Source organism: Nonomuraea sp. NPDC003727 (genome assembly GCF_053586935.1).
The window spans coordinates 305,453-331,785 of record NZ_JBSFNE010000011.1; the positions used below are offsets into that span (position 1 = coordinate 305,453).

The following is a 26,333-nucleotide window of genomic DNA, read 5'->3' on the forward strand; positions in this document are numbered from 1 at the left end:
CCCCCGGTCAGGCGGCCAGGCGGGCCAGCACCCTGGCGAACTCGGGTGGCGGGGCCACGACGAGCCGGGTCTGGCCGTCCTGCAGGACGATGTCGGCGCGGATCAGCGTCAGCATGCCGGCGTGCCACCAGTAGACCTGCTGGCTCAGCCCCCCGGCGCGCTCGGCGTGCAGGCGCAGCCGCTCGATGGCGCGCACGACGCCGATGCCGTCGACCGGGTAGAGCAGCAGCGTGGCGGGGTCGGGCAGGATGACCAGCACCCCGTCCTCCGGCACGGCGACGTACTGCTCGAGCCAGCGCAGGTGCGCGGCCGCGGCCACGGTACGGCCCGACAGCCGCCAGGCCTGCAGCCCGGCGAGGTCGAGATGCGAGAGCGTCAGCCGCTCGTCCTGCCGGACGTTGCCCAGCGCCAGGTCCAGCGCCTGGCCCGACGGGATGGGCCAGCATCCGGCCTCCTCGGGACGCACGAAGCGGGTCCCGACGGTCAGCAGCTCGACCAGGTCGCCGTTGAGCGAGCGGCCGACCACCCTGGTGAGGTCCTCGACCGCGTCGACCGACTCGACCCTGGTGCGCAGCAGCGGCCTGACCTGGTCGAGGTCGCACACGTCGAGCAGGTCGTCGGCGGCGGCCACCGCGTTGGTCAGGTGCTCGGAGACCAGCACGGGCCAGTCCTCGCGGGAGCGGCGGCCCGCCTCGCGGCGCAGGCCCGCCAGCCGTACCAGGATCTCCCTGCCGCCGCCGAGGGTGAGCGAGCCGCCGTCAGGGGCGAACGTGCAGGTGTAGCCGAGGGAGTCGGCGACGAGCGCGAGGAGGGAGTCGAGATCGATGTCCTCGACGGATCTCCGGGAGGGCTCCCGGTCGCGCCTGAAGAACTTCACGCGTCCCCGACCTCCGGAATCGTCGCTTTTCTCCCTATGCGTCTTACACTGCCTGCTCCATGCCACCATGCAGACCAGTAAGGGAGCACGATTCGGTATCGATAACACCAAGCGCTCCGAGCCACACAGACCTCTGTGGTGTGCCGTGCCCCACGGTCAACCCCGCGATGATCGGCACGCCCAGCGGCCCGAGCCGTTCGGCCAGCACCGGGTAGGGGTCGCCGCACTCCACCCACGAGCCGAGCGCGATCCCGCGCACGCCGTCGAAGGCGCCGGCCTGCAGCAGCTGGGTGAGCATCCGGTCGATCCGGTACGGCTGCTCGCCGACGTCCTCCAGCAGCACCAGCCTGCCCGCGAAGGACGGCTGGTAGCGGGTGCCGCACAGCGAGGCCAGCAGCGCCAGGTTCCCGCCCGCGAGCACGCCCTGGGCGCGGCCCTCGCGCAGGACCCTGTCGCCCGTGACGGGCGGCGGGGTCGTGGCGAAGAGCGCGGCCCGCAGGTGGTCCCACGTCACCGGCTCCGGCTCGGCCTCGAAGGAGAGCGGACGGCAGGCGGGCATCGGACCGTGGAGCGTGGGCAGGCCGAGCTCGACGCCGAAGACGTGGTGCAGGGCGGTGATGTCGCTGGAGCCGAGCAGGATCTTGGGACCCGCGGCGCGCATCTCCCGCCAGTCGAGCAGGTCGAGGATCCTGGCCGCGCCGTACCCTCCGCGCGAGCAGAACACCGCCGAGACGGCCGGGTCGCACCAGGCGGCCTGCAGGTCGGCGGCGCGGTCGGCGTCGGTGCCTGCCAGGTAGCCCTCGCGATCGAGCACGTGCCGGCCCAGGACGACCTTCAGCCCCAGCCCTTCCAGCAGCTTCACCCCCCGCTGCAGCAGCGTCGCGTTCGGCGGCCCTGACGGCGAGACGATGGCGACCGTGTCACCCGCGCCCAGGCGGAGCGGTCCTGATCCGGAGCCGGCGCCCGCTCCCGGGGTCGCCGTGGCCGATGTTGGCGTGGCCGGTTCGTTCACCCGGCAAACGGTGTCACACTTACCTGACGTATGCGACCTCCGCCCCACATTCTCGTGGTCAACGGCATCAAGGTCCGCAGGCCGGTCTTCCTGCTGGGAGCTCCTCATTCCGGCGCGGACCTGCTCGCGCGTGCCCTGAAGCGCTCCCCCGGCTTCCACATGACCATGGGCCGCCAGTCGGTGGCGCACGTGGTGCACGCCTTCGCCCGCCGCCCGTCCATCGGGCGCAGCTCGGGCGCGGTCAGGGTGCTGCGCGACTCCCTCGCCGAGTCGTGGCAGGTGCTGCCCGGCTCGTGCGGCCAGTGCGCGCTGCCGTGCCGGGAGGCGGGCGGCGTGACCGGCAGCGGTCCCTGCGTCGCCACCGCCACCGTGACACGCTTCGGCGACGCGAGCCCCGACCTGCTCTACAGCGCCGAGGTCCTGCTGCGGGCCTTCCCCGACGCCCGCTTCGTGCAGCTGATCCGCGACGGCCGCGACGTCACCTGCGACATGGCCGCCGACCCCGACTGCCTGGCCTGGTTCAAGCCGCCGATGATGGCCGACGACACCGAGTTCCCCAACACCTTCCTCGGGATCAACCGCGACGAGCACCGCGACCGGTGGAAGACCATGCCGACGGCGGGCAAGTGCGCCCTCCGCTGGCGCAGCGCGGTGCGGCTCAGCGCCGCCCTGCGCCGGCAGCTGCCTGCCGAGCAGCTGCTCACCGTCCGCTACGAGGACCTGGTCCACTCCACCGGCGAGAGCGTCGCGACGCTGTCGGGCTTCCTGGAGACGCGGGTGTCGAAGGTCGCGCTGTACGGCACGCGCATCCCGGAGGTGGGCGGGTGGCACACCCGGCTGCGTCCCGACGACCGCGAGCTGGTGGAGAAGGTCGCCCGCGAGGAGCTGACCAGGCTCGGCTACCTGTAGGGGCCCGGCTCGGCTGCCTGTAGGGGCCGGGCTCGGCTGCCTGTAGGGGCCGGCTCGGCGCGGTGCGGGCGGCTCGACCGGTGGTCGCGGGGCGCGGGGTTCAGGACCGCTCGCGCGCCTCGGCGGCGAACTGGGTGCGGTAGAGCTCGGCGTAGGCGCCGCCGCGGGCCAGCAGCTCCTCGTGCCTGCCGCGCTCGGCGATCGTGCCGTCCTGGACGACGAGGATCTCGTCGGCCTCGCGGATCGTCGACAGCCGGTGCGCGATGACCAGCGAGGTGCGCCCCGCCAGCGCCGTCTTCAGCGCCCGCTGCACCGCCGCCTCCGACTCGGAGTCGAGGTGGGCGGTGGCCTCGTCGAGCACGACCACGCTGGGCGCCTTCAGCAGCAGCCGGGCCAGGGCGAGCCGCTGCTTCTCCCCTCCCGACAGCCGGTAGCCGCGGTCGCCGACCACGGTGTCGAGCCGGTCGGGCAGGCCCTCGACCAGGTCGGCGATCTGCGCGGCGCGCAGCGCCTCCCAGATCTCCTCGTCGTCGGCGCCGGGCTTGGCGTAGCGCAGGTTGGCGCCGATGGTGTCGTGGAACAGGTGGGCGTCCTGCATGACGACGCCCACGGTGTCGCGGATGGAGGCGAGAGTGGCGTCGCGCACGTCGAGCCCGTTGAGCCGGACCGCACCCTCACCGACGTCGTACAGGCGCGAGACCAGCGAGGTGATGGTGGTCTTGCCCGCCCCTGACGGCCCGACGAGCGCCACCAGCCGCCCCGGCCGGGCGGCGAACGAGACGCCCTTGAGGACGGGATGCGAGGGGCTCGTGTCCTGCCTGGCCACCGACTCCAGGGAGGCCAGCGAGACCTCCTCGGCGGCGGGGTAGCGGAAGTGCACGTCGTCGAACTCGATCGTCACCGGGCCGGCCGGCACCGGACGCGCTTCCTCCTTCTCGGCGACCATGGGCCGCAGGTCGAGCACCTCGAAGACGCGGTCGAAGCTGACCAGCGCGGTCATCACGTCGACGTGGACGTTCGACAGCGAGGTCAGCGGGCCGTACAGGCGCATCAGCAGCGCCGTGAGGGCGACCAGGGTGCCGAGCTCGAAGTAGTCGCCCACGGCCAGGACCCCGCCGATGCCGTAGACCAGGGCCGTGGCCAGGGCGGCGACCAGGCCGAGCGCGACCCTGAAGACGGTGCCGTACATGCCCACGGTGACGCCCACGTCGCGGACCCGGGCGGCGCGCCTGCCGAAGGTGTCGGCCTCCTCCTCCGGCCTGCCGTACAGCTTGGCGACCATGGCGCCGGCCACGTTGAAGCGCTCGGTCATCACCGAGCTCATCTCGGCGTCGAGCTGCATCTGCTCGCGCGTGAGCGCGGACATGCGCCGCCCCACCCATTTGGCGGGGAAAATAAAGATCGGCAGCAGGACCAGGGCGACCAGCGTGACCTGCCACGAGAGCACGAACATCGCGCCCAGCACGAGGACCAGGCTGATGACGTTGGAGACGACCGACGACAGCGTGCTGGTCAGCGCGCGCTGCGCGCCGATGACGTCGGTGTTGAGCCTGGAGACCAGCGCGCCCGTCTGGGCGCGCATGAAGAAGGCCACCGGCATGCGCTGGACGTGGTCGAAGACCTCGGTGCGCAGGTTGTAGATGAGGCCCTCGCCGATGCGGGCGGAGAACCACCGCTGGGCCAGCGTCAGCCCGGCGTCCAGCGCGGCAAGCGCCGCGATCGCGACGGCGAGCCAGACGACGACGTCCGGCCGCTTGGGCAGGATGCCGTCGTCGATGATGGCCTTCATCAGCAGCGGGTTGGCGACCACGATGACCGCGCCGGCGACCACCAGCACCAGGAAGGCGGTGATCAGACCGCCGAAAGGCCGGGCATGGCCGGCTATCCGCCTGACCGTGCCAGGCCGGAGCCGCTGCTTCATGACCGACTCGTCACGGCGCAGCGATCGCATCGTCTGGGGCGCGAAGCCCCCACCCATCATCGTCATCGGCAATCTCAGCACCCGTTGGGCGGCACCGATTCCCTGATCAGCTCCCGGCGAACAGTGTCCTGATCCTGACCTGCTGCTCGGCCCGCTCGGCCGCCGCCTGCTCCTCCAGGGTGCGCCCCGCCGCGCCCTGGAGCAGCCGCTTGGTGGCCGTGGCCGCGTCGCGGTTGGTCGAAAGCAACTCGGCCGCCTTGTCCTGTACGGCCTGCGCCAGCCCTTCCCTGCTGACGACCCGTTCGGCCAGCCCGATCCTGAACGCCTCCTCGGCGCCCACGACCCTGGCCGTGAGACAGATGTCGATCGCCTTGGCCGTGCCGACCAGATCGACAAGGGGCTTGGTCCCCGTCAGGTCGGGCACGAGCCCGAGCGCGGGTTCCTTCATGCAGAACTTGACGTCTTCGGCCACGATCCGCAGGTCACAGGCGAGCGCCAGCTGGAATCCGGCGCCGATGGCGTGACCGTGAACCGCGGCGATGGAGACGATCTCCGGACGGCGCAGCCACAGGAAACCCTGCTGGGCCTGTTCGATCCGCTGCTCGAAAGACTTCTCGTCGAGTTGTGCCGTCGAGCTGAACGAGCCCTGTCCTGGCACCCCCTCGGGTGTGAACATCCGCAGGTCGATCCCTGCTGAGAAGGACGGTCCCTCACCTTGGACCACGACGATTCGAACCTGCTCGGGCAGGTCGTCACCGATCCGAGCCAGAGCCGACCAGGTAGCGAACGTCTGTGCGTTCCGCTTGTCCGGCCGATCCAGCGTGATCGTCGCGATCTCACCGTCCACCTCGTAGCGCAGACCGGCCTCCTCGAAGGAGACGTCCGCCGCACTCCCCCCAAGCGTCGCTTCCGCCATCGCTCACTCCCGCGTGGTCACGGGTAGCGTCCCGACCTATGACGGTCGGGTCCGCTCCCTCGCTGGTCCGTCGCGCCCGAGCCTACCGATTCCCTAGAATGAGGTTCTAGTAGGGCCCGGGCGGGACGGCACGCTGACTGGGAGACGAGCGGCTGCGGTCGCGCGTATCCGAGGCGGCCTCAGCGCTTGGACTTGCCTCGGGTGGCCCCGCCGCGTCCGCGCAGAGTCACACCGGACTCGCTGAGGATGCGGTGGATGAACCCGTATGACCGGCCGGTCGAAGCGGCCAGGGCGCGGATGCTCTCACCCGCGGCGTAGCGCTTCTTCAGATCGCCGGCCAGTTTCTCACGGTCGGCCCCGGTGACCCGGGTGCCTTTCTTCAGAGTCTCGGCCACGAGTACCTCCTGTAGTGCCAGACTTCCGCAGCGTTACTCCGCCATGATCAGTCATTTCAGCGGGATCGGCTACCTACTCCAGGGGAAAAGATCCCTACCCGCTCAAATTAAGATCAGGCAAGTGCCACAAGATCGGAAAATTCAGCGCTCCAAGCGTCTTCAGTTCCGTCAGGTAGCAAGATCACCCTATCGGGTTGCAGCGCCTCAACAGCACCCTCGTCGTGCGTAACCAGGACGATCGCCCCAGAATAGGACCTAAGTGCCGAAAGTACCTGCTCTCTGCTGACGGGGTCGAGGTTGTTCGTGGGCTCGTCGAGAAGGAGGACGTTGGCGCTCGAGAGCACCAGGATGGCCAGGGCGAGACGGGTCTTCTCGCCGCCCGACAGCACGCCGGCCGGCTTGTCGACGTCGTCGCCGGTGAACAGGAACGAGCCGAGCACCTTGCGCAACTCGGTGTCGGTGAACGTGCCGCCCGCCGACTGCATGTTCTCCAGCAGCGTGCGATCGCCGTCGAGGGTCTCGTGCTCCTGGGCGTAGTAGCCGACCTTGAGGCCGTGACCCGGCTTGACCTCGCCGGTGTCGGGCTTCTCGATGCCGCCGAGCAGCCGTAGCAGCGTGGTCTTGCCGGCGCCGTTCAGGCCGAGGATGACGACCCTGCTGCCCCGGTCGACGGCCATGCTGACATCGGTGAAGATCTCCAGCGAGCCGTACGACTTGGACAGGTCCTCGGCCGTCAGCGGCGTCTTGCCGCAGGGCAGCGGTTCGGGGAAGCGCAGCTTGGCGACCTTGTCGCTCTTGCGCACCTCCTCGGTGCCCGACAGCAGCCGGTTGGCGCGGCGCATCATGTCCTGGGCGGCCTTGGCCTTGGTGGCCTTGGCGCGCATCTTGTCGGCCTGCGACAGCAGGGCGTTGGCCTGCTTCTCGGCGTTGGCGCGCTCGCGCTTGCGACGCTTCTCGTCGGTCTCGCGCTGGGCGAGATAGGCCGTCCAGCCGACGTTGTAGATGTCGATCACGCTGCGGTTGGCGTCGAGGTGGAGGACCTTGTTGACCGTCGCTTCAAGTAGACCAACGTCGTGGCTGATGATCACCAAGCCTCCCTGATGGGAGCGCAAAAAATCCCGAAGCCACCCAATTGAGTCGGCATCTAGGTGGTTTGTCGGTTCGTCCAGAAGGAGAGTTTCTGCACCGCTGAAGAGAATTCGGGAGAGTTCGACCCTTCTGCGCTGGCCGCCGGACAGGGTCTCCAGCGGCTGCTTGAGCACCCGGTCGGGCAGCCCGAGGCTGGAGGCGATGGAGGCCGCCTCCGACTCGGCCGCGTAGCCGCCGAGGACGTGCATCTGGTCCTCGAGCCTGCCGTAGCGCTTGACCGCCCGGTCGCGCACCTTCGGGTCGTCGCTGGTCATGCCCTCCTCGGCGGCGCGCAGCTTGCGCAGCACCTCGTCGAGGCCGCGGGCCGACAGGATGCGGTCGCGGGCCAGCACCTGGAGGTCGCCCGCACGGGGGTCCTGGGGGAGGTAGCCGATGCTGCCGGAGGCGGTGACCGTGCCCGCGGCGGGGACGCCCTCACCCGCGAGCACCTTGGTCAGGGTGGTCTTGCCCGCACCGTTGCGGCCGACGAGGCCGATCTTGTCACCGGGGTTGACGCGGAACGTCGCGTTCTCGATGAGCAGGCGCGCTCCCGCGCGCAGCTCGATATCACTGGCGATGATCATGGTTAGGAGGACACTCCCGGGCTAGGAAAGTCGGTCAGGCGGCGGGGGCCGGTCAATCGGGAGTGTGCATGGGGATCAGTGTACGGGCCGGGGCACGCCTCCTCCCCTTGTTAACGGGCTGGGCGGGGCAGGGCTTCCCGTGACGGCGAGAAGGGCGGCCCGCGGGCCGCCCTTCTCCTCGATCTTCGGTTCTCCCCTGAGGGGACTCAGCGGGCCGGACCGGCCGCCCGTCCATGGACCGGAGACAGGTCCGGATCCCCGCCACCCGGCTTCCGCCGCTTCGCGGTCCGGTGACCTGGGACACAGCGCCCCGTGAGCCGGGTCAGGGCCCGGGGTTGGGGTCCGGGGGCGGGGCAGCCGGGTCCGGGTCCGGGTCCGGGGCAGCCGGGCCGGGGGCGTTTCGGTGGTGGTCGGTCAGAGGCGGGTGATGCGGACGGCGTCGGCTATGACGTAGCCGGTGCCGGAGGTCCAGCGGCTGACGCCGACGACGTCGCGATCACCGGCGTTGAGCGTGAAGGTGCCGATGCTGCGCCAGCCGCCACCGCCCGACCGCTGGTCGACGTAGACCGTCTGGTTGCCGCTGGAGGTGGCCACGATGTAGGGGGCCGAGCTGTTGTAGCCCGGGTCGGAGGGGTACCAGACCTCGACCCGGTAGCTGCCCGTGCTGGGCAGGTTGGCCCGGTACCAGGCGGGGTCGCTGGCCGCCACGGGGTTGGCGAAGCGGTAGTCGGCGCCGTAGCGCTGGGCGGAGTAGCTGGAGGTGCCCCAGTTGCCGCTGGCCGTGAACGCGCCGGTGTTGTCGATCGTGGTGGACCACGAGCCGCCGCCACCGCCGGTCACGTACGACATATAGGTGGTCCAGTTCCAGTACTGGCCCGGGTCGGTGTGCGTGGCGCCGGGGACCTCGTTGTGGCCGATGATGTGGGCGCGGTCCTTGGGGATGCCGTACTTGTCGCAGATGTTGCGGGTCAGGGCGGCCGAGGCCCGGTACATCGCGTCGGTGAACCACGAGGCGTCGCTGATGAAGCCCTCGTGCTCGATGCCGATGGAGCGGGTGTTGTAGGACCAGTTGCCCGCGTGCCAGGCGACGTCCTTCTCGCGGACCATCTGGGTGATGGCGCCGTCGGAGGAGCGGACCACGTAGTGCGCCGAGACCTGGGCGCTCGGGTTCTGGAACCAGGAGATCGTCCCGGCGTAGGAGCCCTGGGTCACGTGGATGACCACCCGGTCGATGGCGTAGCTCGACGGACGGCTCGACGCGGTGTAGTTGCTGGAACTGGCGGGCACCCAACTGGCGTTCGGGTAGTCGGGGCTGGCGGCGGCGGCCACGGCGTTCGTGTCCTTGGCGTTCAGGTCCTTGACCGTGGCGTACCGTCCGCGCTCGGCGGTGATCTCTCGGGGCGCCACGCGCAGGCCCTTGGCCTTGAAGCCGAGGCCGAGCATCTCGTAGACGGCGTCGGCGTAGAGGCGGGCGAGCTCGGGCGAGGTGGCGTTGCCGTACGCGGCGACGGCCTCGTACCAGCGGCCCTCCTCCTTCCTGGCGGCCTCGTCGAGGCCGAGGCCGTCGGCGAGGGAGCGCAGGACCGCGGCGCCGCCGAGGATGTTGGCCTCGGTGTCGGCGCGCAGCTTCTCCACCGGCAGGCCGGTGAGTTCGGCGGCCTTCTCCAGCGTGTGCGTGGTGGGGTTGCTGACCAGGTGCATCACGCCGTAGCCGCCGCTGGCGCTCGGCTCGCCGTTGTGGCCGTCGAGGTGGGTCTCGGCGTAGGCGATGGCGGCGAGCAGGTCGCGGGGGACGTCGTGGGCGGCGGCGGCCTTGTCGAAGGCGGCGCCGAGGGGTGTCGCCCGGTCGGCGACGGCAGGCTGACCGGTAAGGACGAGGAGGGCGGAGAGGGCAGAGGCGACAAGAGCGGCTAATCGGGTCATGAGCGCTCCTCGAGCAGGGGGTGTGGCTGCACATTAAGGGCTCTTCATGACAGATGTCGATAATTGACATTACCGCGATTGTGGATGAAAATTTCCGTCCTTCGCCGAGGAGGCGATGACCGCCGGGCGCCGGCCACGCGCCACCCGTCGCCGCGTCGCCCGGCGATCGGGATGAAGACTATTGCGTTCGTCGGCATCTTGGATGAAAAATTCCTTCTGTGACCCGATTAGCGGCGCTCTTCGCCCTCGTGCTCACCTTCCTCGTCAACCCAGCCGCCGTCCCGACAGCCGCCTCCGCAGCCGCCGCTCCCGCCACGGCGGCCTGCGTCCCCGATCCCGCCACGCCCAAGCGGCAGCTCAGGGCCATGTGGATCTCCTCGGTCGCCAACATCGACTGGCCCAGCAGGACGGGCCTGTCCGTCTCCGCCCAGCAGGCCGAGTTCCGCTCGTGGCTCGACCTGGCCGTCCAGAAGCGCCTGAACGCCGTCGTCGTCCAGGTGCGCCCCACCGCCGACGCGTTCTGGCCCTCGCCGTACGAGCCGTGGTCGCAGTGGCTGACCGGCACCCAGGGCACCGACCCCGGCTACGACCCGCTCGCGTTCATGGTCGCCGAGGCGCACGCCCGCAACCTGGAGTTCCACGCGTGGTTCAACCCCTACCGGGTGGCCAACCACGACGACCCCACCAAGCTCGTCGCGACCCATCCCGCCCGCCAGAACCCCGGCTGGCGCTTCGCCTACGGCGGCAAGCTGTACTACAACCCGGGCATTCCCGCCGTCCGCGCCTTCATCCAGGACGCCATCATGGACGCCGTCACCCGCTACGACGTGGACGGCGTGCACCTCGACGACTACTTCTACCCCTATCCGGTCAGCGGCCAGACCATCCCCGACGCGGCCACCTTCGCCCAGTACGGCGGCGCCTTCACCGACATCGCCGACTGGCGCCGCGACAACGTCAACCTCCTGGTGCGCGAGCTCGGCCAGCGCATCCACGCCGCCAAGGCGCACGTCGCCTTCGGCATCAGCCCGTTCGGCATCTGGCGCAACGCCTCCACCGACCCGCTCGGCTCGCGCACGTCGGGCCTGCAGTCCTACGACGCCATCTACGCCGACAGCCGGCGCTGGGTGAAGCAGGGCTGGATCGACTACCTGACGCCGCAGCTCTACTGGCACATCGGCTTCGCCGCCGCCGACTACGCGGTGCTCACCGCCTGGTGGTCGGAGGTGGTGCGAGGCACGAACGTGCAGCTCTCCGTCGGACAGGCCGCCTACCGCGCGGGCGCCTCCGGCCAGGATCCCGCCTGGCAGGACCCCGCCGAGCTCAGCGACCACCTGCGCGACAACCGCGGCCACCCCGAGGTGCAGGGCGACGTCTACTTCAGCGCCAAGGACGTGCGGGCCGACAGGATCGGCTCCTTCTCCCTGGTCGTCTCCGACCACTACCGCAGGCCCGCCCTGATCCCGCCCAGAGGTACGGCGTCCGCCCCGCCGTCCCCGACCGGCGTCTCGGCGACCCCGGTGTCCGGCGGGGTGAAGGTGTCGTGGCAGGGCAGCGGCGCCGCCTACGCCGTCTACCGGGGCGACCCCGCCGACCCCTGCCTGTTCACCGACGCCCGCAACCTGATCGGCACCACCCGGGGCACCTCCTTCATCGACACCTCGCCCGGGCCCGGCACGTACCACGTGACCGCGCTCGGCAGAACCCACCAGGAGAGCGCCGCGAGCTCGGGCGGCGGCGGCGGCCCGTTCAGCGTGATCGTCGACGGGCCGGCCGCCGGGTCGGCGTGGGGCACCTCGGCGTACTCCACGCAGCGCTACGGGGCCGACTACCGGTTCGCCGACCCCGTCGCCGCCAGTGACCCGGCCTGGTTCAGGACCACCGTCCCCCAGGCGGGCGCCTACCGGGTGGAGGTCTGGTATCCGGCCAACGCCGGGTACAACAGCGCGACCCCGCACCTCGTGGCCGCCGCGAGCGGGACCCAGACCGTGACGGTCGACCAGCGCGCGGGCGGCGGGCAATGGCGCTCGCTGGGCACCTTCACGCTGAACGCGGGCACGTACAACGTGGTCGGGGTGAGCAGATGGACCTCGGCCACCGGCTACGTCATCGCCGACGCCGTCCGGATCACGGCGACCGGCTGAGGCGGCCGTGCGGAGTGGCCCGCATCTCCGGACGGCAGGTCACTCCGGATCATGGATCCGGACGGCAGGTCACTCCGGATCGGTGACGTGGATCCGGACGGCGCGGAACAGCGCGGGGGTCTCCCGCAGGACGGCGAGTCTGGGGTCGGGCACGGTGAGGAACGGCTCGGTCTCCAGCGCGAACAACGGCGCGAGGCGCCGGTCGGCACGCATCGCGTCGACCGCCTTCCTGTCGCCGCCGAACACCACCCCCGCCAGCGCCTCCAGGTGCGGCGACAGCACCTGGAGCGCGGTGTCGGCGGCGGCCTGCCAGACCTGGTCGGCCTGGTTCTGCCTGCGCCTGGCGAAGCGCTGCTGGGACCAGCCGCCGGCCGCCGTGCGGCCCTGCACGTAGCGGGAGCCGACCTTGGAGGCGACCAGTTCCGAGCCGTGGAAGACGCCCGCCGCGTAGCCGCCCAGGCGGACGAGCACCACCCCGACGAGCCGGTCGGCGCGGGCGTGCGTCACCAGCCGGGCCACCCTCGGCGGGCCCTGCGGCAGCGGCGGGAACGGGGCGTGGCACGCGGCGATCGCGCCGTCGGCGGCGGCCAGCCGTACGACATGAGTGTCACCTGTCGCCTCGAAGGGGCCGTGCCGGTCGGCGAAGCCGTCGATCCAGCGCTGGACGCGCTCGGGGGGCACCGACACCCACCGTCCCCCGCCCTTCGCCGGTCGCGCCTTCACCCTGGCAGCGTACCGGTGCCGGGGTGAAGATCCGCGAAGTCGGCCGGCGAAGATCATCCAGTGGCTACGCTGGTTGGCTTCACGACCCAGGGGGACGCATGGCAACAGTCGTGGCATTCCACGCGCATCCGGACGACGAGGCCATCCTGACCGGCGGCACGCTGGCCCGTGCCGCCGCCGAAGGCCACCGCGTGGTGATCGTCGTCGCCACCGACCACATGGGGGCCGCCGCCGACGGCGACACGACGCGCATGGACGAGCTGCGCGCGAGCGCCGCCGTCCTGGGCGTCCACCGGGTCGTCCACCTCGGCTACGCCGACAGCGGCCACGGCGCGATCCTCTACCCCGATCCGCCGGACCGCGCCCGTTTCGTCGCCGCCGACCCGGCCGAGGCCGCGGGCAGGCTCGCGGCGATCCTCACCGAGGAGCGGGCCGACATCCTGCTCAGCTACGACGCCAACGGCGGGTACGGCCACCGCGACCACGTCAGGGTGCACGAGGTCGGCAAGCTCGCCGCCGCCGAGGCGGGGGTGCCGCGCCTGCTGGAGGCGACCCTCCCCCGCGACATCGTCGCCCGGCTGATGACCGCGGCGCGCGTCCTGCGGCTGCCGCTCCGCTACGACCCCGACGCGCTCAGCCGCGCCTACAGCCCCCGCGAGGCCATCACCCACCGCATCGACGTACGCCGCTTCGCCCGGCAGAAGCGCGACGCGATCGCCGCCCACCATTCGCAGGTGGCGGGCCGCGGCAGGCCGGCGCCCGTCATGCGGGCGCTCCTCCGGCTTCCTGTCCCCGTCTTCGGGTGGGTGCTCGGCAGGGAGTGGTACGCCGAACCCGCCGCGGGAGCGGGACCGGGGCGCGTCCTCGACGACCTGTTCACCCCGGCCGCGCCGCGCTGACCCTTCGGCGGCCGCCCTCGATCACCGGCTTGACGTCGATGACCGGCGGGGGACGCGATGTCCGTCACCCGTGCGGATGAGGGCGGGGATCATCCGCCTGCGCGACGCGCCCGGCGCGGTCCCCGGCCGACCATGGCGGGCATGAATCGTCTTCTCCTCCTGATGCTCACCGCGCTGTCGGCCGTCCTGCTGGCGTTCGGGACGGGGCTCACGCCGGTGTGGTGGTGCGCGTGGATCGCGGCCCTTCCCGTGCTGGCCGTGGCCGTCAGATCGGGCCCATGGACCCGCACGGCCGCGGGCACGGCCGCCTGGCTCGGCGGCCAGACGCCGATGTGGGGCTACTACCTCGATGTGCTCGAGCTGCCGCCCGCGCTCGGGGCGGCGCTGATCGTCGGGACCTCGCTGCTGTTCGGTCTGGCGGTGCTCGCCTTCGGGGCGATCGCACGGCGCGGCAGGCCGCTCGTCGCCGCGCTGGCGTTCGGCTCGTCCTGGGTGGCGGCGGAGTTCGCCGTGTCGCTCACGCTGCCGCACGGCGCCTGGTGGAGCATGGTCTACTCGCAGGCCGACGTCCTGCCGGTGCTCCAGCTGGTGTCGCTGACCGGCCCGTGGGGCGTCACCTTCCTGCTGCTGGGCGTCCAGGCCGTCCTGGCCGGCCTGCCGTGGACGGCGGGCGGGCTGCTGCGGGCCGCCGGAGCGGCGGTCGTCGTGGCACTCGTGACCGGCTACGGCGCCGCACGGCTGGCCGCCGCGCCCGGCGCGGCCGGCGGTACGACGCGGGTGGCGCTGCTGGCCACCGACGAGCCGAACGACACCGTCCCCGTCGGCACCCCGCAGGGCAGGACGCTGGTCGCGCGCTACGTCGGCGCGCTGCGCAAGCTGCGCGCCGACGTCGTCGTCCTGCCCGAGAACACCTTCGCCGCCGACGCCGCCACCCTGCCGGCGCTCGCCCGGCCGCTGGGCGCGCTGGCCGCCGAGCGCCACGCCACCATCCTGGTCGGCCTCACCCTCGCCGACGGCGACGTACGCGGCAACAGCGCGCTCGCCTTCTCCGGCAAGGCCGCCCCGGTCCGCTACGACAAGCGACATCTCATCCCCGGCATCGAGTCGGCGTACGAGCCGGGACCCGCGGACGCGGTGGCCTTCCTCCCGGGATCAGGCGGCCGGTGGGCCATCGCCATCTGCAAGGACCTCGACTTCACCGCGCTCGTGCGCGACTACCGGCGGCGCGGCGCGACCGCCGTCTTCGCCCCCGCGTGGGACTTCCCCGGCGACGCGTGGATCCACAGCAGGATGGCGCTGGTGCGCGGGGTGGAGAACGGCATGACCGTCGTGCGCGCGCCCAGGGCGGGCATCCTGCTGGCCAGCGACGCCTACGGGCGGGTGCTCGCCGAGGCCCGCACCGGGCCGGGCTTCGCCTCCGCCGTCTTCACGCTGCCCGCGCCCGTGGCGGCCACGCCGTACAGCGTGCTCGGCGATTGGCTAGGCTGGGCCGGCCTCCTGCTGCTGCCCCCGACCCTGCTCGTCGGGCTGCGGGCCGCAGGGGACGGAAGGGATGGCGATGGTGCGCGCGGCCGGCTCGGCTCCGACCGTTCCGCGAAGCGGGCTCATGCGGTTCGCCCGTAGCCTGCCCACACCGCCCGCCGGGCTGGTCGACGCCGTGCTGGCAGGGGCGGTCACCGTCGCGACCGTGGCGCCCACGCTCCTGCCCACGCCCGCGCCGTGGTGGGTGGTCCTGTCCGCGGTGGCCTCCGGCGTGCCGCTCCTGTGGCGGCGGCGCGCCCCCGTGCCGGTCTCCGTCGTCTCCGGACTGGCCATGACCGCGATGGTGCTGTGGGAGAAGCCGTTCCTGCCGTGGGGGCCGCTGCTGGGCGTCTACACCGTCGCCGAGCTGAGCGGCACCACCGTACGGCTGCTCGCCGCGCCCGTCGTCGGGATCGCCGTCTACGTGTCGCTGGCCGTACCGCACGAGGAGAGCGAGGTCTACCGGATGGTCGGCACCGCGTTCGTGGCCGCCTGGGCGCTCGGCGCCGGGGCGCGGGCGCGGGCCGCGCGGCTGGCCGAGCGGGCCGAGCGCGGCAGGAGGGTGGAGCTGGAACGCGCCGCCGCGGCCGCGCTGGAGCGCACCCGCATCGCCCGCGACGTGCACGACGTCGTCACCCACTCGGTCGGGCTCATGGTCGTGCAGGCCGAGGCGGGCTCGGCCGTCCTCGGCTCGGACCCGCGGCAGGCGCAGGCGGCGCTCGACGCGGTCGCCGACACCGGCAGGACCGCGCTGGTCCAGCTGCGCGGCCTGCTCGACACGCTGCGCCGCGACGACCGCCACGACGCCGACCCGCCGGGACACCCGCCCCCCGGCCTCGACACCCTTCCCGGCCTGATCGACAGGACCCGCCGGGCGGGCCTCGAGGTGACGCTGGAGACCGGCGACGGTCCTCACCCGGTGCCCCGCGAGACGGCCGTCGCCGCCTACCGGATCGTCCAGGAGGCGCTGACCAACGTCATCAGGCACGCCCGAGCCCGCCATGCCCACGTGGCGGTGACCTGCGCGGACGACCTGCTGACCGTCACCGTCACCGACGACGGCGCGGGCGCGGGCCCCGGCGGGCCCGGCGGCCACGGCCTGGCAGGGATGCGGGAGCGGGTCGCCGCCTGCGGCGGCACGCTGCGGGCGGGAACCGCGCCCGGCGGTACCGGGTTCGTCGTCCACGCCGAGCTTCCCCTCCCCTAGGAGTCGCGTGATCAGCGTCCTCATCGCCGACGACCAGGATCTGTTCCGCGCCGGCTTCGCCATGATCCTGGGCGTCCACCCCGACATCACCGTGGTCGGCGAGGCCGCCGACGGCGCCGCCGCCGTCGCGGCGGCCGAACGGCTGCGGCCCGACGTGGTGCTCATGGACGTGCGGATGCCCGGCATGGACGGCCTGGAGGCCACCGCGCGCATCTGCGCCGCCACGAGCGCCAAGGTCCTCGTGCTGACCATGTTCGACCTGGACGACTACGTCTACGACGCGCTGCGGGCCGGGGCGAGCGGATTCCTGCTGAAGGACATCCGCCGCCAGGAGCTGGCCGAGGCGGTCAGGGTCGTGGCCGCCGGAGAGGCGCTGCTGGCGCCCTCCGTGACCCGACGGCTGGTGGAGAGCCTGGTCCGCCGCCCTGGGTCCGGCGTCGCCCCGCGGCTGGCGGCCAGGCTGGAGCGGCTGACCGACCGCGAGAGCCAGACGCTGAGACTGCTGGCGCGTGGGCTGTCCAACGTGGAGCTGGCCGCCGAGCTCGTCGTCAGCGAGAACACCGCCAAGACGCACGTCAGCCGGATCCTCACCAAGCTGGGGCTGCGCGACCGGGCCCAGGCAGTGGTGTTCGCCTACGAGTCGGGGCTGGTCGTCCCCGGCGCCCCTGCCGACGGCGGCGGGTGGCCGCTCTAGACGGGCCCAGGGCCGCGCCGGGCTGGAGACCCGGTGTGGCGTCCCAGGAACCGGGAGCGAAATGTCGGTGAATTTCCCCGCACCGGGCTTCTGGGCTGCCAGGAGCGGCCCCAGAATTTGGACGTGTCTCCCCAGACTCCCCTGCTTCCCCAGTACGACCAGGAAGCTTCCGCCGCGGTCTCCCCTGTGGTCGACCTCGAGACCGGCGGTGTCATCGCGTTGCACGTGTCCCCTGACGCCGCCGAGATCGGCGCAGGAACCCTTCCCGTCATCCTCGATCTTCCCACCCACATGGTCATCGGCGGCTCGGCCGCGCTCTCGCCGCTGCACGAGGCCCTCAGGAGGTCCGGCAGGCGGCCGAGGGAGGTGATCCTCCAGGTGCACGGCCCGTGCGTGGACGCGGACAGGAAGGCGCTGCTCGTCGGGCTGGACGGCCTGCGGGCGATCGGCTACCTGGTCGCCTTCGGCGGCCTGGGCGTCGGCAGCCTCCCGATGGAGCTGATCATCGAGGCCGCGCCGTACCTCATCGTGCTCGCCCCCGAGCTGGTCGCCCGCGTTCCGCAGGATCCCAGGAGGTCGGCGGCGGGCGAGGCGCTGGCGACGCTGGCGCGCGGCATCGGCGCGCACGTGCTGGCCCCCGCCATCGCGCAGGAGGCCCAGCTGGCGGCCGTGCGCTCGTGGGGCACCCGGCTGGCGGAGGGACCGCTGCTGCGGCCGGGACCGGACGGCCGGGTGCGGGTGCCGCTGCCGGTGCGCAAGCCGTCGCAGGCCGACCTGATGCTCGGCCCGCGCGTGCACGAGCTGCTGATGCCGGCCGTGTCGCTGCCCGCCGGGGCGACGGCCGAGGAGGCGGTGGAGGCGTTCGGCACCGAGCCCTCGATCACCAGCGTCATCCTGGTGGACGAGTACCAACGTCCCGAAGGCAGCCTGGACCGCAGCAGGTTTCTGCTGTCGATCGCGGGGAGGTACGGCCACGCCCTGCACGCCAAGAAACCGGCGCTGCGGCTGGCCGACCCGCCCAGGACCGTTCCCAAGACCACCCCTGCCATCGCCGCGATGCAGGTCGCGGGGCGCGACACCGCCCGCGTCTACGACGACCTGGTGGTGACCGACGAGGTGGGCAGGTGCATGGGGATCGTCAGGGTCAGCGACCTCATGCGGGTGGCCAGCGGGCCGTACCGGTGACCCGCGCGGGGCCGGCCGCGCTCGTCTCAGAGATCCTTCTCCAGGATGACGGCCAGGGCGGCCACCTCGGCCAGCCGTACGGCCGCATCCGGTACGGCCCGCCCCTCGAGCACGTGCCGCCGCGCGGCAGCCACGGGCACGTCGACGAGCGCGAACGTGACCCGCTCCAGCCCGTCGGCGCCCGGCACCCGCTCCGCCAGCTCGCGCAGCGCCGCCATGACGTCGGTGTTGAGCGCGTCGAGCTGCGCCCCCAGCTCGGCCGGCCAGCGCTCGCGCAGTTCGGCCACGTTGTGCGCGAGCAGCAGCCGCGCCTCGTCGGGGTGCTCGGCCGACCAGCGCACCACGTGCGCGGCCGCGGCGCGCACCGCCTCGGCCAGGTCGGGCCTGCGCACGGCGCGCAGGAAGCCCTCCTGGAAACGCCGCACGGCCCTGATCCACAGGTGTGCCAGCAGCAGGTCGCGCGAGCCGTAGCGGTGGTAGATGGATCCGCTCGGCGCGCCCAGGCGCGCGGCGACGGCGGTGACGGTGACGGCCTCGTGGCCGCCCTCCGCGGCGAGCGCCGCGGCGGTGTCGAGGATCTGGTCGGCGCCGAACTTGGCTGGTCTTCCCACATCGGCACGTTAGCGTGCTAGGAAGGAAGTCGTGCTGAACAGGCGGACGTTGCTGGTGGGCGGAGCGGGCGCGACGCTGGCGGGCTGCACCGCGCCCGCCGAGGGCCCGAGGCCGGTGACGGACGACTGGGCCTCGGTGCGCGCGCAGTTCGCCCTCGACGCGAAGGTGGCCAACTTCGCCGCGTACGTGCTGGCCGCCCACCCGGCCGTGGTGCGCGCGGCGATCCAGCGCCACCGCGACGGGCTCGACGGCGACACCGCCGGATACCTGGAGGCCGATGACCGCGACGCCGCGGTCCGGGCGGCCGCCGAGCGCTACCTCGGCGCCGAGGCGGGCCAGGTCGCGCTCACCGACAGCACGACGATGGGCCTGAGCGTGATCTACTCGGGCTTCCGCCTGCGCCCAGGCCAGCACGTGCTGACCACCGAGCACGACTTCTACGCCACGCACGAGAACCTCAGGATGCTGGCCGAGCGCACCGGCGCCCGGGTCACGCGCGTGCGGCTGTACGACGACCCGGCCAAGGCCGACGCCGGGCGGATCGTGGCGGCGCTGAAGGCGGGGCTCACCCCGCGCACCCGGATCGTCGCGGTCACCTGGGTCCACTCCGGCACCGGCGTCAGGCTGCCGATCCGCGCCATCGCCGACATGCTCGCCGAGGCCAACCGCGACCGCGACGAGGCCGACAGGGCGCTGCTGTGCGTCGACGGCGTCCACGGCTTCGGCGCGCTGGCCGACTCCGTCACCGACCTCGGCTGCGACTTCCTGGCCTCCGGCACCCACAAGTGGCTGTTCGGCCCGCGCGGCACCGGCATCGTGTACGGCAGGGCCTGGGAGCACGTCGCCCCCATCATCCCGAGCTTCAGCGGCCCGGGTTTCAGGGCCTGGTTCGGCCGTACCGCGCCCACCGGGCCTGGCGGTCTGGTCAACACCCCCGGCGGCTACCAGACCTTCGAGCATCGCTGGGCGATGGCCGAGGCCTTCGCCTTCCAGACCTCGATCGGCAAGCAGCGCGTGCACGAACGGACGATCGAGCTGGCCACCCGCCTCAAGCAGGGCCTGGCCGCCGACCGGCGGGTGCGGCTCATCACGCCGATGGATCCGGCGCTGTCGGCGGGGCTGGTGTGCTGCGAAATCGACGGCGTGACGCCCTTCCAGGCGACGGAACGCCTGCGCGCCCGGCGCATCCTGACCAGCACCACCCCCTACCAGCAGGTCTACCTGCGCTTCGGCACCTCGATCCTGGTCAGCCCCGAGCAGGTCGACCAGGCCGTCAAGGCGGTCGCCGCGCTCTAGCGCGGCCTCACAGCCACCCCTGCTCCCTGGCCCGCCGGACGGCCTCGATGCGGTTGCGGGCGTGGGTCTTGCCGATGGCCGACGACAGGTAGTTGCGCACCGTGCCCTCCGACAGGTGCAGGCGGCGGGCGATGTCGCCGATCGTGGCGCCGTCGACGGCCGCCGCCAGGACGTCGCGTTCGCGGGGCGACAGCGGGTTGGGCCCCGCGCTGAGCGCGGCGGCGGCCAGAGCCGGGTCGATGACCCGCTCCCCCTCGTGGACCCGGCGGATGGCGGCCGCCAGCTCGCGCGCGGGGCTGTCCTTCACCAGGAACGCCACGGCGCCCGCCTCCATGGCCCTGCGCAGGTAACCCGGTCTGCCGAAGGTGGTCAGGATCATCACCCTGCATCCGGTGGCGGCGATGGTCGCGCCCGCGGTGATGCCGTCCACACCGCCCGGCATCTCGATGTCCAGCAGGGCGATGTCGGGCCGTACGGCTGCCGCCACGGCGACGGCCTCCTGCCCGTTGGCCGCCTCCCCCACCACCTCGATGTCGGGCTCCAGGTTGAGCAGCGAGGCCAGGGCGCCGCGGACCATGCTCTGGTCCTCCGCCAGCATGACCCTGATCATGCGGGTACCGCCACCCACAGCCGGAAGCCGCCCGCCTCGCGGGGGCCCGCCTCGATCGAGCCGCCCGCCGCCCTGACCCGTTCGGCCAGGCCGGCCAGGCCGCTGCCGGTCAACTCGGGCGGACCGCCACGCCCGTTGTCCACGATCTCCAGCGTGGCCGCCGTCCCGTCGTAGGTGACGTCGATCTGGCAGCGGGTGGCGTCCGCGTGCCGTACGACGTTGGTGACGCCCTCGCGGGCCGCCCACCCGAGCAGGCCGTCCAGGGCCTCGGGCAGCGGGGTGCCCGTGACGCGCACCACCGGCTCGGCCCCCGCGGCCCGCAGCACGGCGCGCGCGTTGTCCAGCTCCTCCGACAGCTCACGCTGGCGGTACCCGGTGACGGCCTCGCGCACCTCCGTGAGCGCCTGCCTGGCCACCTTCTCGATGTCGCCCACCTCCTCCTGGACCCGGCCCTCGGCCAGACGCCCCGCCAGCTCGCTCTTGAGCACGATCAGCGACAGGCTGTGGCCGAGCAGGTCGTGCAGGTCGCGGGCGATGCGCAGCCGCTCGTCGGCCGCGGCCAGCCTGGCCACCTCGTCCTGCGCGGTGCGCAGGCGCTGGGCCAGCAACCGGGTCCTACGCACGCCCATGAACAGGATGCCGAGCGTGACGACCTGCAGGCCGAGGATCACGATGGTGGCGGCGTCGCTGCCGGACAGCAGGCCGCAGCCGACGACGGCCGCCAGCATGCCCGCGATGCCCGCCGCGGCGGGACGCGGGGACAGGATGAAGGAGTACAGGACGGTCGTGTAGACGGGCAGGGTCAGCCAGCCCTCGCCGAAGACGGCCGCTCCGGCGACCGCGACGACGGTGGTGAGCGCGAGCAGCGGGTAGGTCCAGGGGCTGCGCTCCTCGAAGGTGCGGGGGCCCAGCGTGGTGGCGATGTAGGAGGCGGCGAAGACGACGAGGGTCACGCCGCCCCACGCCGCCCTGGCGCCGGTCACCGCGCCGGTCGCGATCTCCGAGGCGGGGAAGAAGAGATAGACGAGCCCGACCGACATGCCCGCCAGGCGCCTGCCGCGGGAGGGGACGTCGCCGGCGCCGAAGGTCATCAACGACTGGCCCGAGGTCATCCCCGTACGGTAGCCCTCCGGTACGACCATGTCGCCACCAGACCCATGGCCACCGCCCAGCCGAGCACGACCAGCGCGTCCCCGAGAGGCAGGCCGTGGCCCTCGGTGATGCTCCACCCCATCTCGGCGTAGTGGTAGGAGGGCATGAGGTGGGCGATGGTCCTCATCGCGCCGCCCATGACGTCGGCGGGGAACCACAGGCCGCCGAGGATCGCGAAGGCGAACATGCCGATCATGGAGGCGGGCTGGGCCACCTCGGGCGGCAGCAGCGAGCCGATGGTCAGGCCGAGCGCCACGAACGGAACCGCGCCGAGCCACAGCGACAGCACGAGCGGGATCCACTGCCCGGGGGGCAGCGACACGTGCCTGACCAGGATCGCCGCGAGAGCCACCAGGGTGAGCGCGGGAAGGACCAGGGTCATGGCGGCGGCCAGCTTGGTCACGATGATCATCCAGCCGGGCAGCGGGGTGATCTGCAGCTGGCGCAGCCAGCCCGACTGCCGCTCCTGCGCCCACGGCATCGCGGTGCTGACCAGGGCGGCGGCCATCGCGCCGTAGGCGGCCATCGAGACCATCAGGTAGACGTTGGCGGTGACCCCGCCGCTCGCCACCTGGTCGCCGTAGATGCCGGCGTTGATCAGGTAGATCACCACGGGGAAGGCGACGACGAAGATGATGTAGCGCCGGTTGCGCAGCATCCTGACGATGTCGGTTCTGGCGTAGTGGAGCATGCTCAGGACTCCTTGGTGAGGGCGAGGAAGGCGTCTTCGAGGTCGGCACCGTCGAGCCGGAGGTCGCGGACGTCGAGCGTGGTGCCCCGGTAGAGCGCCGCCACCGTCGCGTCGGCGTCGGTGGTGCGCAGCGTGGCCGTGCCGTACGCGATCTCCACGGCGGTGACGCCGGGCAGCGCCGCCAGGCCCGCCGCCGGCTGGGCGCCGATCGAGAAGCGCACGCTCTGGCCGCCCACGGCGGCCTTGATCTGGGCCGCGGTCCCGTCGGCCACCACCCTGCCCCTGGCCACGACGACCACCCGGTCGGCGTGCTCGTCGGCCTCCTCCAGGTAGTGGGTGGCGAACAGCACGGTACGGCCACCGGCCGCGTAGTCACGCATCCCGGCCCAGAAGCGCAGCCGCGACTCCACGTCCATGGCCGCCGTGGGCTCGTCGAGCAGCAGGACCCTGGGCGCCCCTGCGATGGCCAGGGCGAACCTGACGCGCTGCGTCTGCCCGCCGGACAGCCGGTCCGCGCGCCGCTTCGCCAGGTCGGTGAGGTCGGCGAGCTCGAGGGTCTCCTCGAGCCCCATGGGGTCGGGGTACAGCCGCCTGACGAGGTCGACCAGCTCTCTGACGGTCAGCTCGGGGATGAGCGCGCCGTCCTGGAGCATCGCGCCGAGCTCGCCCGCGGCCACGGCCGCGTCGGGGGTCCGGCCTAAGATCCCGATCGTGCCCGAGGTGGGGCGCAGCAGGCCGAGCAGCATGCCGATGGTGGTCGACTTGCCCGCCCCGTTGGGGCCGAGCAGCGCGACCGTCGTGCCCTGCCCGATGGTGAGGGACAGCTCCTCGACGGCGCGGACATCCCCGTACGCCTTGCTGACCTGGTGGAATTCGATGGCGTTCATGGAGACGACGCTAGAGGCGGCTCCGGCGCGGGGGCAGTGCCGTCTGTCCGGCGCTCGCCATGACATTTGTCAGACGCCACCGGCGCCGCCGCTTCGCCCGCTTTCCGGAGCCACCCCCGGCCGTCGGCCACGGGTCTCCTCAGCGCGGTGACGTCACGGGCCGGATCTCCCGGACGACCAGGAGATCGGCGTCGTGGCCTGGCCTGATGCGGCCTTCCTTGCCCGCCAGGCCGCACACGTCGGCGGCGAGCGAGGTGGCGGCGCTCAGCGCGGACGTCCCCGTGACGGATGGCGGCGCCGCCGGATCCCGCCGCGCGGCTTCGTCGTGAATCCGCGCGGCGGCGGCCTGTCGCCGGTCAGCCGGCCGTCACCGGCGCCGTGACCGATCCCGCCAGATCCGTGACCGGTCCCGCCAGGCCCGTGACCGATCCCGCCAGGCCCGTGACCGATCCCGCTTGATCCGTGACCTGTTCCGCTAGATGCGGCAGGCGTAGATGTCGGTGACCAGGATGGCGCGCGCGCCGATCTGCCAGAGCTGGTCCATCACCTGCTGGTGGCCCTTGCGCGGCACCATCGTGCGGACGGCGACCCAGCCCTCGCGGTGCAGCGGCGAGATGGTGGGCCCCTCCATGCCGGGCGTGATCGCGCTGGCCTGCTCGATCTGCTCGGCGCGGATGTCGTAGTCCATCATCACGTAGTCGCGGGCGTGGATGACGCCCTGCAGCCGGCGCACGAGCTGCTGCATGCCCTGCGTCTCCGCCGAGCCCTCGCGCCTGATCAGCACCGCCTCCGAGCGCATGATCGGCTCGCCGAAGACCTCGAGGCCGACGTTGCGCAGCGTGGTGCCGGTCTCGACCACGTCGGCGACGGCGTCGGCGACGCCCAGCCGGATGGCGGTCTCGACGGCGCCGTCGAGCTTGATGACGCGGGCGTCGACGCCGCTGTCGGACAGGTACTTCTCCAGCAACCCCGCGTAGGAGGTGGCGATGCGCAGGCCGTTGAGGTCCTGCACGGCCGCCATGGTGCCCGACTTCGCCGCCAGGCGGAAGGTCGAGCCGCCGAAGCCCAGCGGCAGCACCTCCTCCACCGGCGCGCCCGAGTCGAACAGCATGTCGCGACCGGTGATCCCGGCGTCGAGCGTGCCCTCGCCGACGTAGACGGCGATGTCGCGCGGACGCAGGAAGAACAGCTCGCAGGAGTTGTCGGCGTCGACGACGACCAGCTCCTTGCTGTCCTTCCTGGTGCGGTATCCGGCTTCCTTCAGCATGGTGGCGGCGGCCTCGTTGAGGGCGCCCTTGTTGGGTACGGCCAGCCGTAGCATCGTGGACGAACCTTTCAGAGGTACTTGTAGACCTGGTCAAGCCCGATGCCGCGGGCGATCATGAGGCACTGCACGTGGTAGAGCAGCTGCGAGATCTCCTCGGCGGCACGGTCGTCGGATTCGTGCTCGGCGGCCATCCAGCTCTCGGCGGCCTCCTCGACGACCTTCTTGCCGATGGCATGGACCCCGGCGTCCAGCGCGGCCACGGTCCCCGACCCCGCGGGCCGGGTGCGCGCCTTCTCGGACAGCTCGGCGAACAGCTCATCGAAGGTCTTCATGATCTCTCTCGGTGCTCGGTCGATGTGGTCTTCCAGCCTATCGGCCCTCAGACACCGGTAGCGGGGGCGTCCGCCTCCCGAGACGGCTGCGCCCAGAAGACGGTGCCGGAGCCGCGCACCTGGACGGCGGCCTGGGAACCCGGCACGAACGCGGACTCGCCCGGCCGCAGCGTCCGCCCGTCGACGGCGACCTCGCCCTCGACGCAGACGAACACGCGCGGCACACCGCCCTCCAGCGTGACGTCGGGCGCCTGCGCGCGGCCCAGCGCGAACTCGGGGACGGGCACGGCGTAGAGCCCGTCCACCGGCTCCACCCGCAGCGGCTGGGCGGCGAAGTCGGTGATGCGCAGCAGCTCGTCGACGTCGATCGGCTTGGGGGTCAGCCCCGCGCGCAGCACGTTGTCCGAGCCGCCCATGATCTCCACCCCGAACCCGCTCAGGTAGCAGTGGAGCACCCCCGCACCAAGGAACAGCGCCTCGCCCGGCATCAGGTCGTGCCGGTTCATCAGCAGCGGCGCCAGCACGGCGGGGTCGTCGGGATACTGCTCGGCCAGGTGCGTGACGAGGTCGTGGCCACGCCGCCCGGCCGCCGCCGCGACGGCCTCGACCAGCGCCTTGCGCTCCGGCCACTCCAGCAGCAGCCGCAGCGCGCCGGCCGAGTCGCCCGCCTCCAGCAGGCCGACGACCGGCCGGAGCTCCGGCAGTTCGAGCTCGGCCAGCAGCCGCGCCGCCTCACCCGGCGCCCGGAAGCCCGCCAGGCCGCTGAACGGGGTCAGCGCGCAGACCAGCTCCGGCTTGGGGTGGGCGTCGACGTAGGCGCCGCGCGCGTGGCCCGCCTCGGCCTGCTCGGCCGAGGGATGCACCTGCAGCGACAGCACCCGCTCGACCGCGATCAGCTTCAGCAGGTACGGCAGGCGCGCCCCGAACCTGGCCACCGTCCCGGCGCCGAGCTCCGCCTGCGGGTCGGCGGCGATCGCCTGGTCGAGGGTGATGCCGCGCTCCACGAGCAGGGAGGGCCCTGACGGGTGGGCGCCGAGCCACATCTCCGCCTCGGGGTCGGGCGAGGGCGACGGCCGGCCCGTCAACGTGGCGATGGCGGTGCGGGAACCCCAGTCGTAGTGCTTGACGGGGTTGGAAAGCAGCTCAGTCACGAGATCTCCGATGATGCCCAGAATGCGGCCTGATCGAGACTATCGCGCCCGCGTGAACGGCGACGGAACCCCAGGAAACGGCACCACCCGCGCACGTCGCCCACCTCGCGGAACGACACCGCGGGCACTCCTGCGCGTCCCACCGGCCCTCCCCCGTGCTTCCGGACGAGGGTGCCGCTGTACTCCCGAACGAGCGCGCCGCCCTCCGGACGAGACTGCCGCCGTGCCCCCGAACGAGCACGCCACCGCCCTCCGGACGAGACTGCCGCCGCGCCCCTCAACGAAGGTGGCGTCGTG

At 72.4% G+C, this 26,333-nt stretch carries 24 protein-coding genes; 8 read left to right on the plus strand and 16 right to left on the minus strand.

Features of this window, described 5'->3' with window-relative positions:
- Positions 1–7: 7 nt before the first annotated feature.
- The gene (locus ACWDLG_RS28500; RefSeq protein WP_449925580.1) at positions 8–877 is read right to left on the minus strand and encodes a hypothetical protein; all 870 of its coding nucleotides are present in this window, start codon (positions 875–877) and stop codon (positions 8–10) included.
- A 43-nt stretch (positions 878–920) separates the two neighbouring features.
- Positions 921–1,889 carry a S66 peptidase family protein gene (locus ACWDLG_RS28505; protein ID WP_449925583.1) on the minus strand — a complete coding sequence of 323 codons (969 nt, stop codon included), beginning with the start codon at positions 1,887–1,889 and terminating at the stop codon, positions 921–923.
- Between the two features lie 30 nt (positions 1,890–1,919).
- On the opposite strand from ACWDLG_RS28505, the gene ACWDLG_RS28510 reads away from it, so the two are divergent.
- Complete coding sequence (locus tag ACWDLG_RS28510; protein ID WP_449925586.1) at positions 1,920–2,798, plus strand: sulfotransferase family protein; 879 nt, start codon at positions 1,920–1,922, stop codon at positions 2,796–2,798.
- Between the two features lie 100 nt (positions 2,799–2,898).
- Here the strand turns inward: ACWDLG_RS28510 and ACWDLG_RS28515 are convergent, their stop codons facing one another.
- The 5 genes from ACWDLG_RS28515 to ACWDLG_RS28535 all read right to left on the minus strand — a co-directional run bounded on the left by ACWDLG_RS28515 (position 2,899) and on the right by ACWDLG_RS28535 (position 9,665).
- On the minus strand, positions 2,899–4,785 hold the full coding sequence (locus tag ACWDLG_RS28515; RefSeq protein ID WP_449925589.1) for an ABC transporter ATP-binding protein: 1,887 nt from the start codon (positions 4,783–4,785) through the stop codon (positions 2,899–2,901).
- Between the two features lie 40 nt (positions 4,786–4,825).
- Positions 4,826–5,635, minus strand: a complete 810-nt coding sequence (locus ACWDLG_RS28520; RefSeq protein WP_354907067.1) for an enoyl-CoA hydratase/isomerase family protein — start codon at positions 5,633–5,635, stop codon at positions 4,826–4,828.
- A 179-nt stretch (positions 5,636–5,814) separates the two neighbouring features.
- On the minus strand, positions 5,815–6,030 hold the full coding sequence (locus ACWDLG_RS28525; RefSeq protein ID WP_020547488.1) for a helix-turn-helix domain-containing protein: 216 nt from the start codon (positions 6,028–6,030) through the stop codon (positions 5,815–5,817).
- A gap of 113 nt (positions 6,031–6,143) precedes the next feature.
- Positions 6,144–7,742, minus strand: a complete 1,599-nt coding sequence (locus ACWDLG_RS28530; RefSeq protein ID WP_449925593.1) for an ABC-F family ATP-binding cassette domain-containing protein — start codon at positions 7,740–7,742, stop codon at positions 6,144–6,146.
- A 414-nt stretch (positions 7,743–8,156) separates the two neighbouring features.
- Positions 8,157–9,665, minus strand: a complete 1,509-nt coding sequence (locus ACWDLG_RS28535; RefSeq protein ID WP_449925596.1) for a golvesin C-terminal-like domain-containing protein — start codon at positions 9,663–9,665, stop codon at positions 8,157–8,159.
- Positions 9,666–9,883: 218 nt separating this feature from the next.
- Between ACWDLG_RS28535 and ACWDLG_RS28540 the strand changes: the two genes are divergently transcribed.
- Entirely contained in the window at positions 9,884–11,809 is a 1,926-nt protein-coding gene (locus ACWDLG_RS28540) for a family 10 glycosylhydrolase (protein WP_449925599.1), read from the plus strand.
- A gap of 69 nt (positions 11,810–11,878) precedes the next feature.
- On the opposite strand, the gene ACWDLG_RS28545 is transcribed toward ACWDLG_RS28540, so the two are convergent.
- On the minus strand, positions 11,879–12,532 hold the full coding sequence (locus ACWDLG_RS28545) for an acVLRF1 family peptidyl-tRNA hydrolase (protein ID WP_354907071.1): 654 nt from the start codon (positions 12,530–12,532) through the stop codon (positions 11,879–11,881).
- Between the two features lie 98 nt (positions 12,533–12,630).
- On the opposite strand from ACWDLG_RS28545, the gene ACWDLG_RS28550 reads away from it, so the two are divergent.
- The 5 genes from ACWDLG_RS28550 (at position 12,631) to ACWDLG_RS28570 (ending at position 18,038) form a co-directional block, all read left to right on the plus strand.
- Positions 12,631–13,431: a PIG-L deacetylase family protein gene (locus ACWDLG_RS28550; RefSeq protein ID WP_449925603.1), complete on the plus strand. Its 801-nt coding sequence runs from the start codon at positions 12,631–12,633 to the stop codon at positions 13,429–13,431.
- Between the two features lie 141 nt (positions 13,432–13,572).
- Positions 13,573–15,054: a nitrilase-related carbon-nitrogen hydrolase gene (locus ACWDLG_RS28555; RefSeq protein WP_449925606.1), complete on the plus strand. Its 1,482-nt coding sequence runs from the start codon at positions 13,573–13,575 to the stop codon at positions 15,052–15,054.
- Positions 15,038–16,159 carry a sensor histidine kinase gene (locus tag ACWDLG_RS28560; RefSeq protein WP_449925608.1) on the plus strand — a complete coding sequence of 374 codons (1,122 nt, stop codon included), beginning with the start codon at positions 15,038–15,040 and terminating at the stop codon, positions 16,157–16,159. Before ACWDLG_RS28555 ends, ACWDLG_RS28560 begins: the two co-directional genes overlap by 17 nt.
- 7 nt (positions 16,160–16,166) lie before the next feature.
- Positions 16,167–16,853, plus strand: coding sequence for a response regulator (locus ACWDLG_RS28565; protein ID WP_449925611.1), 687 nt, complete (start codon positions 16,167–16,169; stop codon positions 16,851–16,853).
- Positions 16,854–16,976: 123 nt separating this feature from the next.
- A complete protein-coding gene (locus tag ACWDLG_RS28570) occupies positions 16,977–18,038 on the plus strand; it encodes an EAL domain-containing protein (RefSeq protein ID WP_449925614.1) in 1,062 nt (353 codons plus the stop codon).
- Positions 18,039–18,064: 26 nt separating this feature from the next.
- On the opposite strand, the gene ACWDLG_RS28575 is transcribed toward ACWDLG_RS28570, so the two are convergent.
- Entirely contained in the window at positions 18,065–18,649 is a 585-nt protein-coding gene (locus ACWDLG_RS28575) for a TetR/AcrR family transcriptional regulator (protein ID WP_449925617.1), read from the minus strand.
- Between the two features lie 31 nt (positions 18,650–18,680).
- Between ACWDLG_RS28575 and ACWDLG_RS28580 the strand changes: the two genes are divergently transcribed.
- Complete coding sequence (locus ACWDLG_RS28580; protein ID WP_354907078.1) at positions 18,681–19,946, plus strand: aminotransferase class V-fold PLP-dependent enzyme; 1,266 nt, start codon at positions 18,681–18,683, stop codon at positions 19,944–19,946.
- A gap of 7 nt (positions 19,947–19,953) precedes the next feature.
- Here ACWDLG_RS28580 and ACWDLG_RS28585 read toward each other — a convergent pair whose 3' ends face one another.
- From ACWDLG_RS28585 to manA, 7 genes are all read right to left on the minus strand, one after another.
- Positions 19,954–20,556, minus strand: coding sequence for a response regulator (locus ACWDLG_RS28585; protein ID WP_449925621.1), 603 nt, complete (start codon positions 20,554–20,556; stop codon positions 19,954–19,956).
- On the minus strand, positions 20,553–21,698 hold the full coding sequence (locus tag ACWDLG_RS28590) for a sensor histidine kinase (RefSeq protein ID WP_449925624.1): 1,146 nt from the start codon (positions 21,696–21,698) through the stop codon (positions 20,553–20,555). The genes ACWDLG_RS28585 and ACWDLG_RS28590 overlap by 4 nt, the downstream gene beginning before the upstream one ends.
- Entirely contained in the window at positions 21,665–22,399 is a 735-nt protein-coding gene (locus ACWDLG_RS28595; RefSeq protein ID WP_449925627.1) for an ABC transporter permease, read from the minus strand. The genes ACWDLG_RS28590 and ACWDLG_RS28595 overlap by 34 nt, the downstream gene beginning before the upstream one ends.
- Before the next feature lie 2 nt (positions 22,400–22,401).
- Positions 22,402–23,286 (minus strand): ABC transporter ATP-binding protein, encoded by an 885-nt coding sequence (locus ACWDLG_RS28600; protein WP_449925630.1) that lies wholly within the window; start codon positions 23,284–23,286, stop codon positions 22,402–22,404.
- A gap of 475 nt (positions 23,287–23,761) precedes the next feature.
- Complete coding sequence (hisG, locus tag ACWDLG_RS28605) at positions 23,762–24,607, minus strand: ATP phosphoribosyltransferase (protein ID WP_449925632.1); 846 nt, start codon at positions 24,605–24,607, stop codon at positions 23,762–23,764.
- Positions 24,608–24,621: 14 nt separating this feature from the next.
- Positions 24,622–24,885: a phosphoribosyl-ATP diphosphatase gene (locus ACWDLG_RS28610; protein WP_358139153.1), complete on the minus strand. Its 264-nt coding sequence runs from the start codon at positions 24,883–24,885 to the stop codon at positions 24,622–24,624.
- 47 nt (positions 24,886–24,932) lie between these two features.
- On the minus strand, positions 24,933–26,036 hold the full coding sequence (gene manA, locus ACWDLG_RS28615) for a mannose-6-phosphate isomerase, class I (protein WP_449925637.1): 1,104 nt from the start codon (positions 26,034–26,036) through the stop codon (positions 24,933–24,935).
- Between the last annotated feature and the right edge of the window lie 297 nt (positions 26,037–26,333).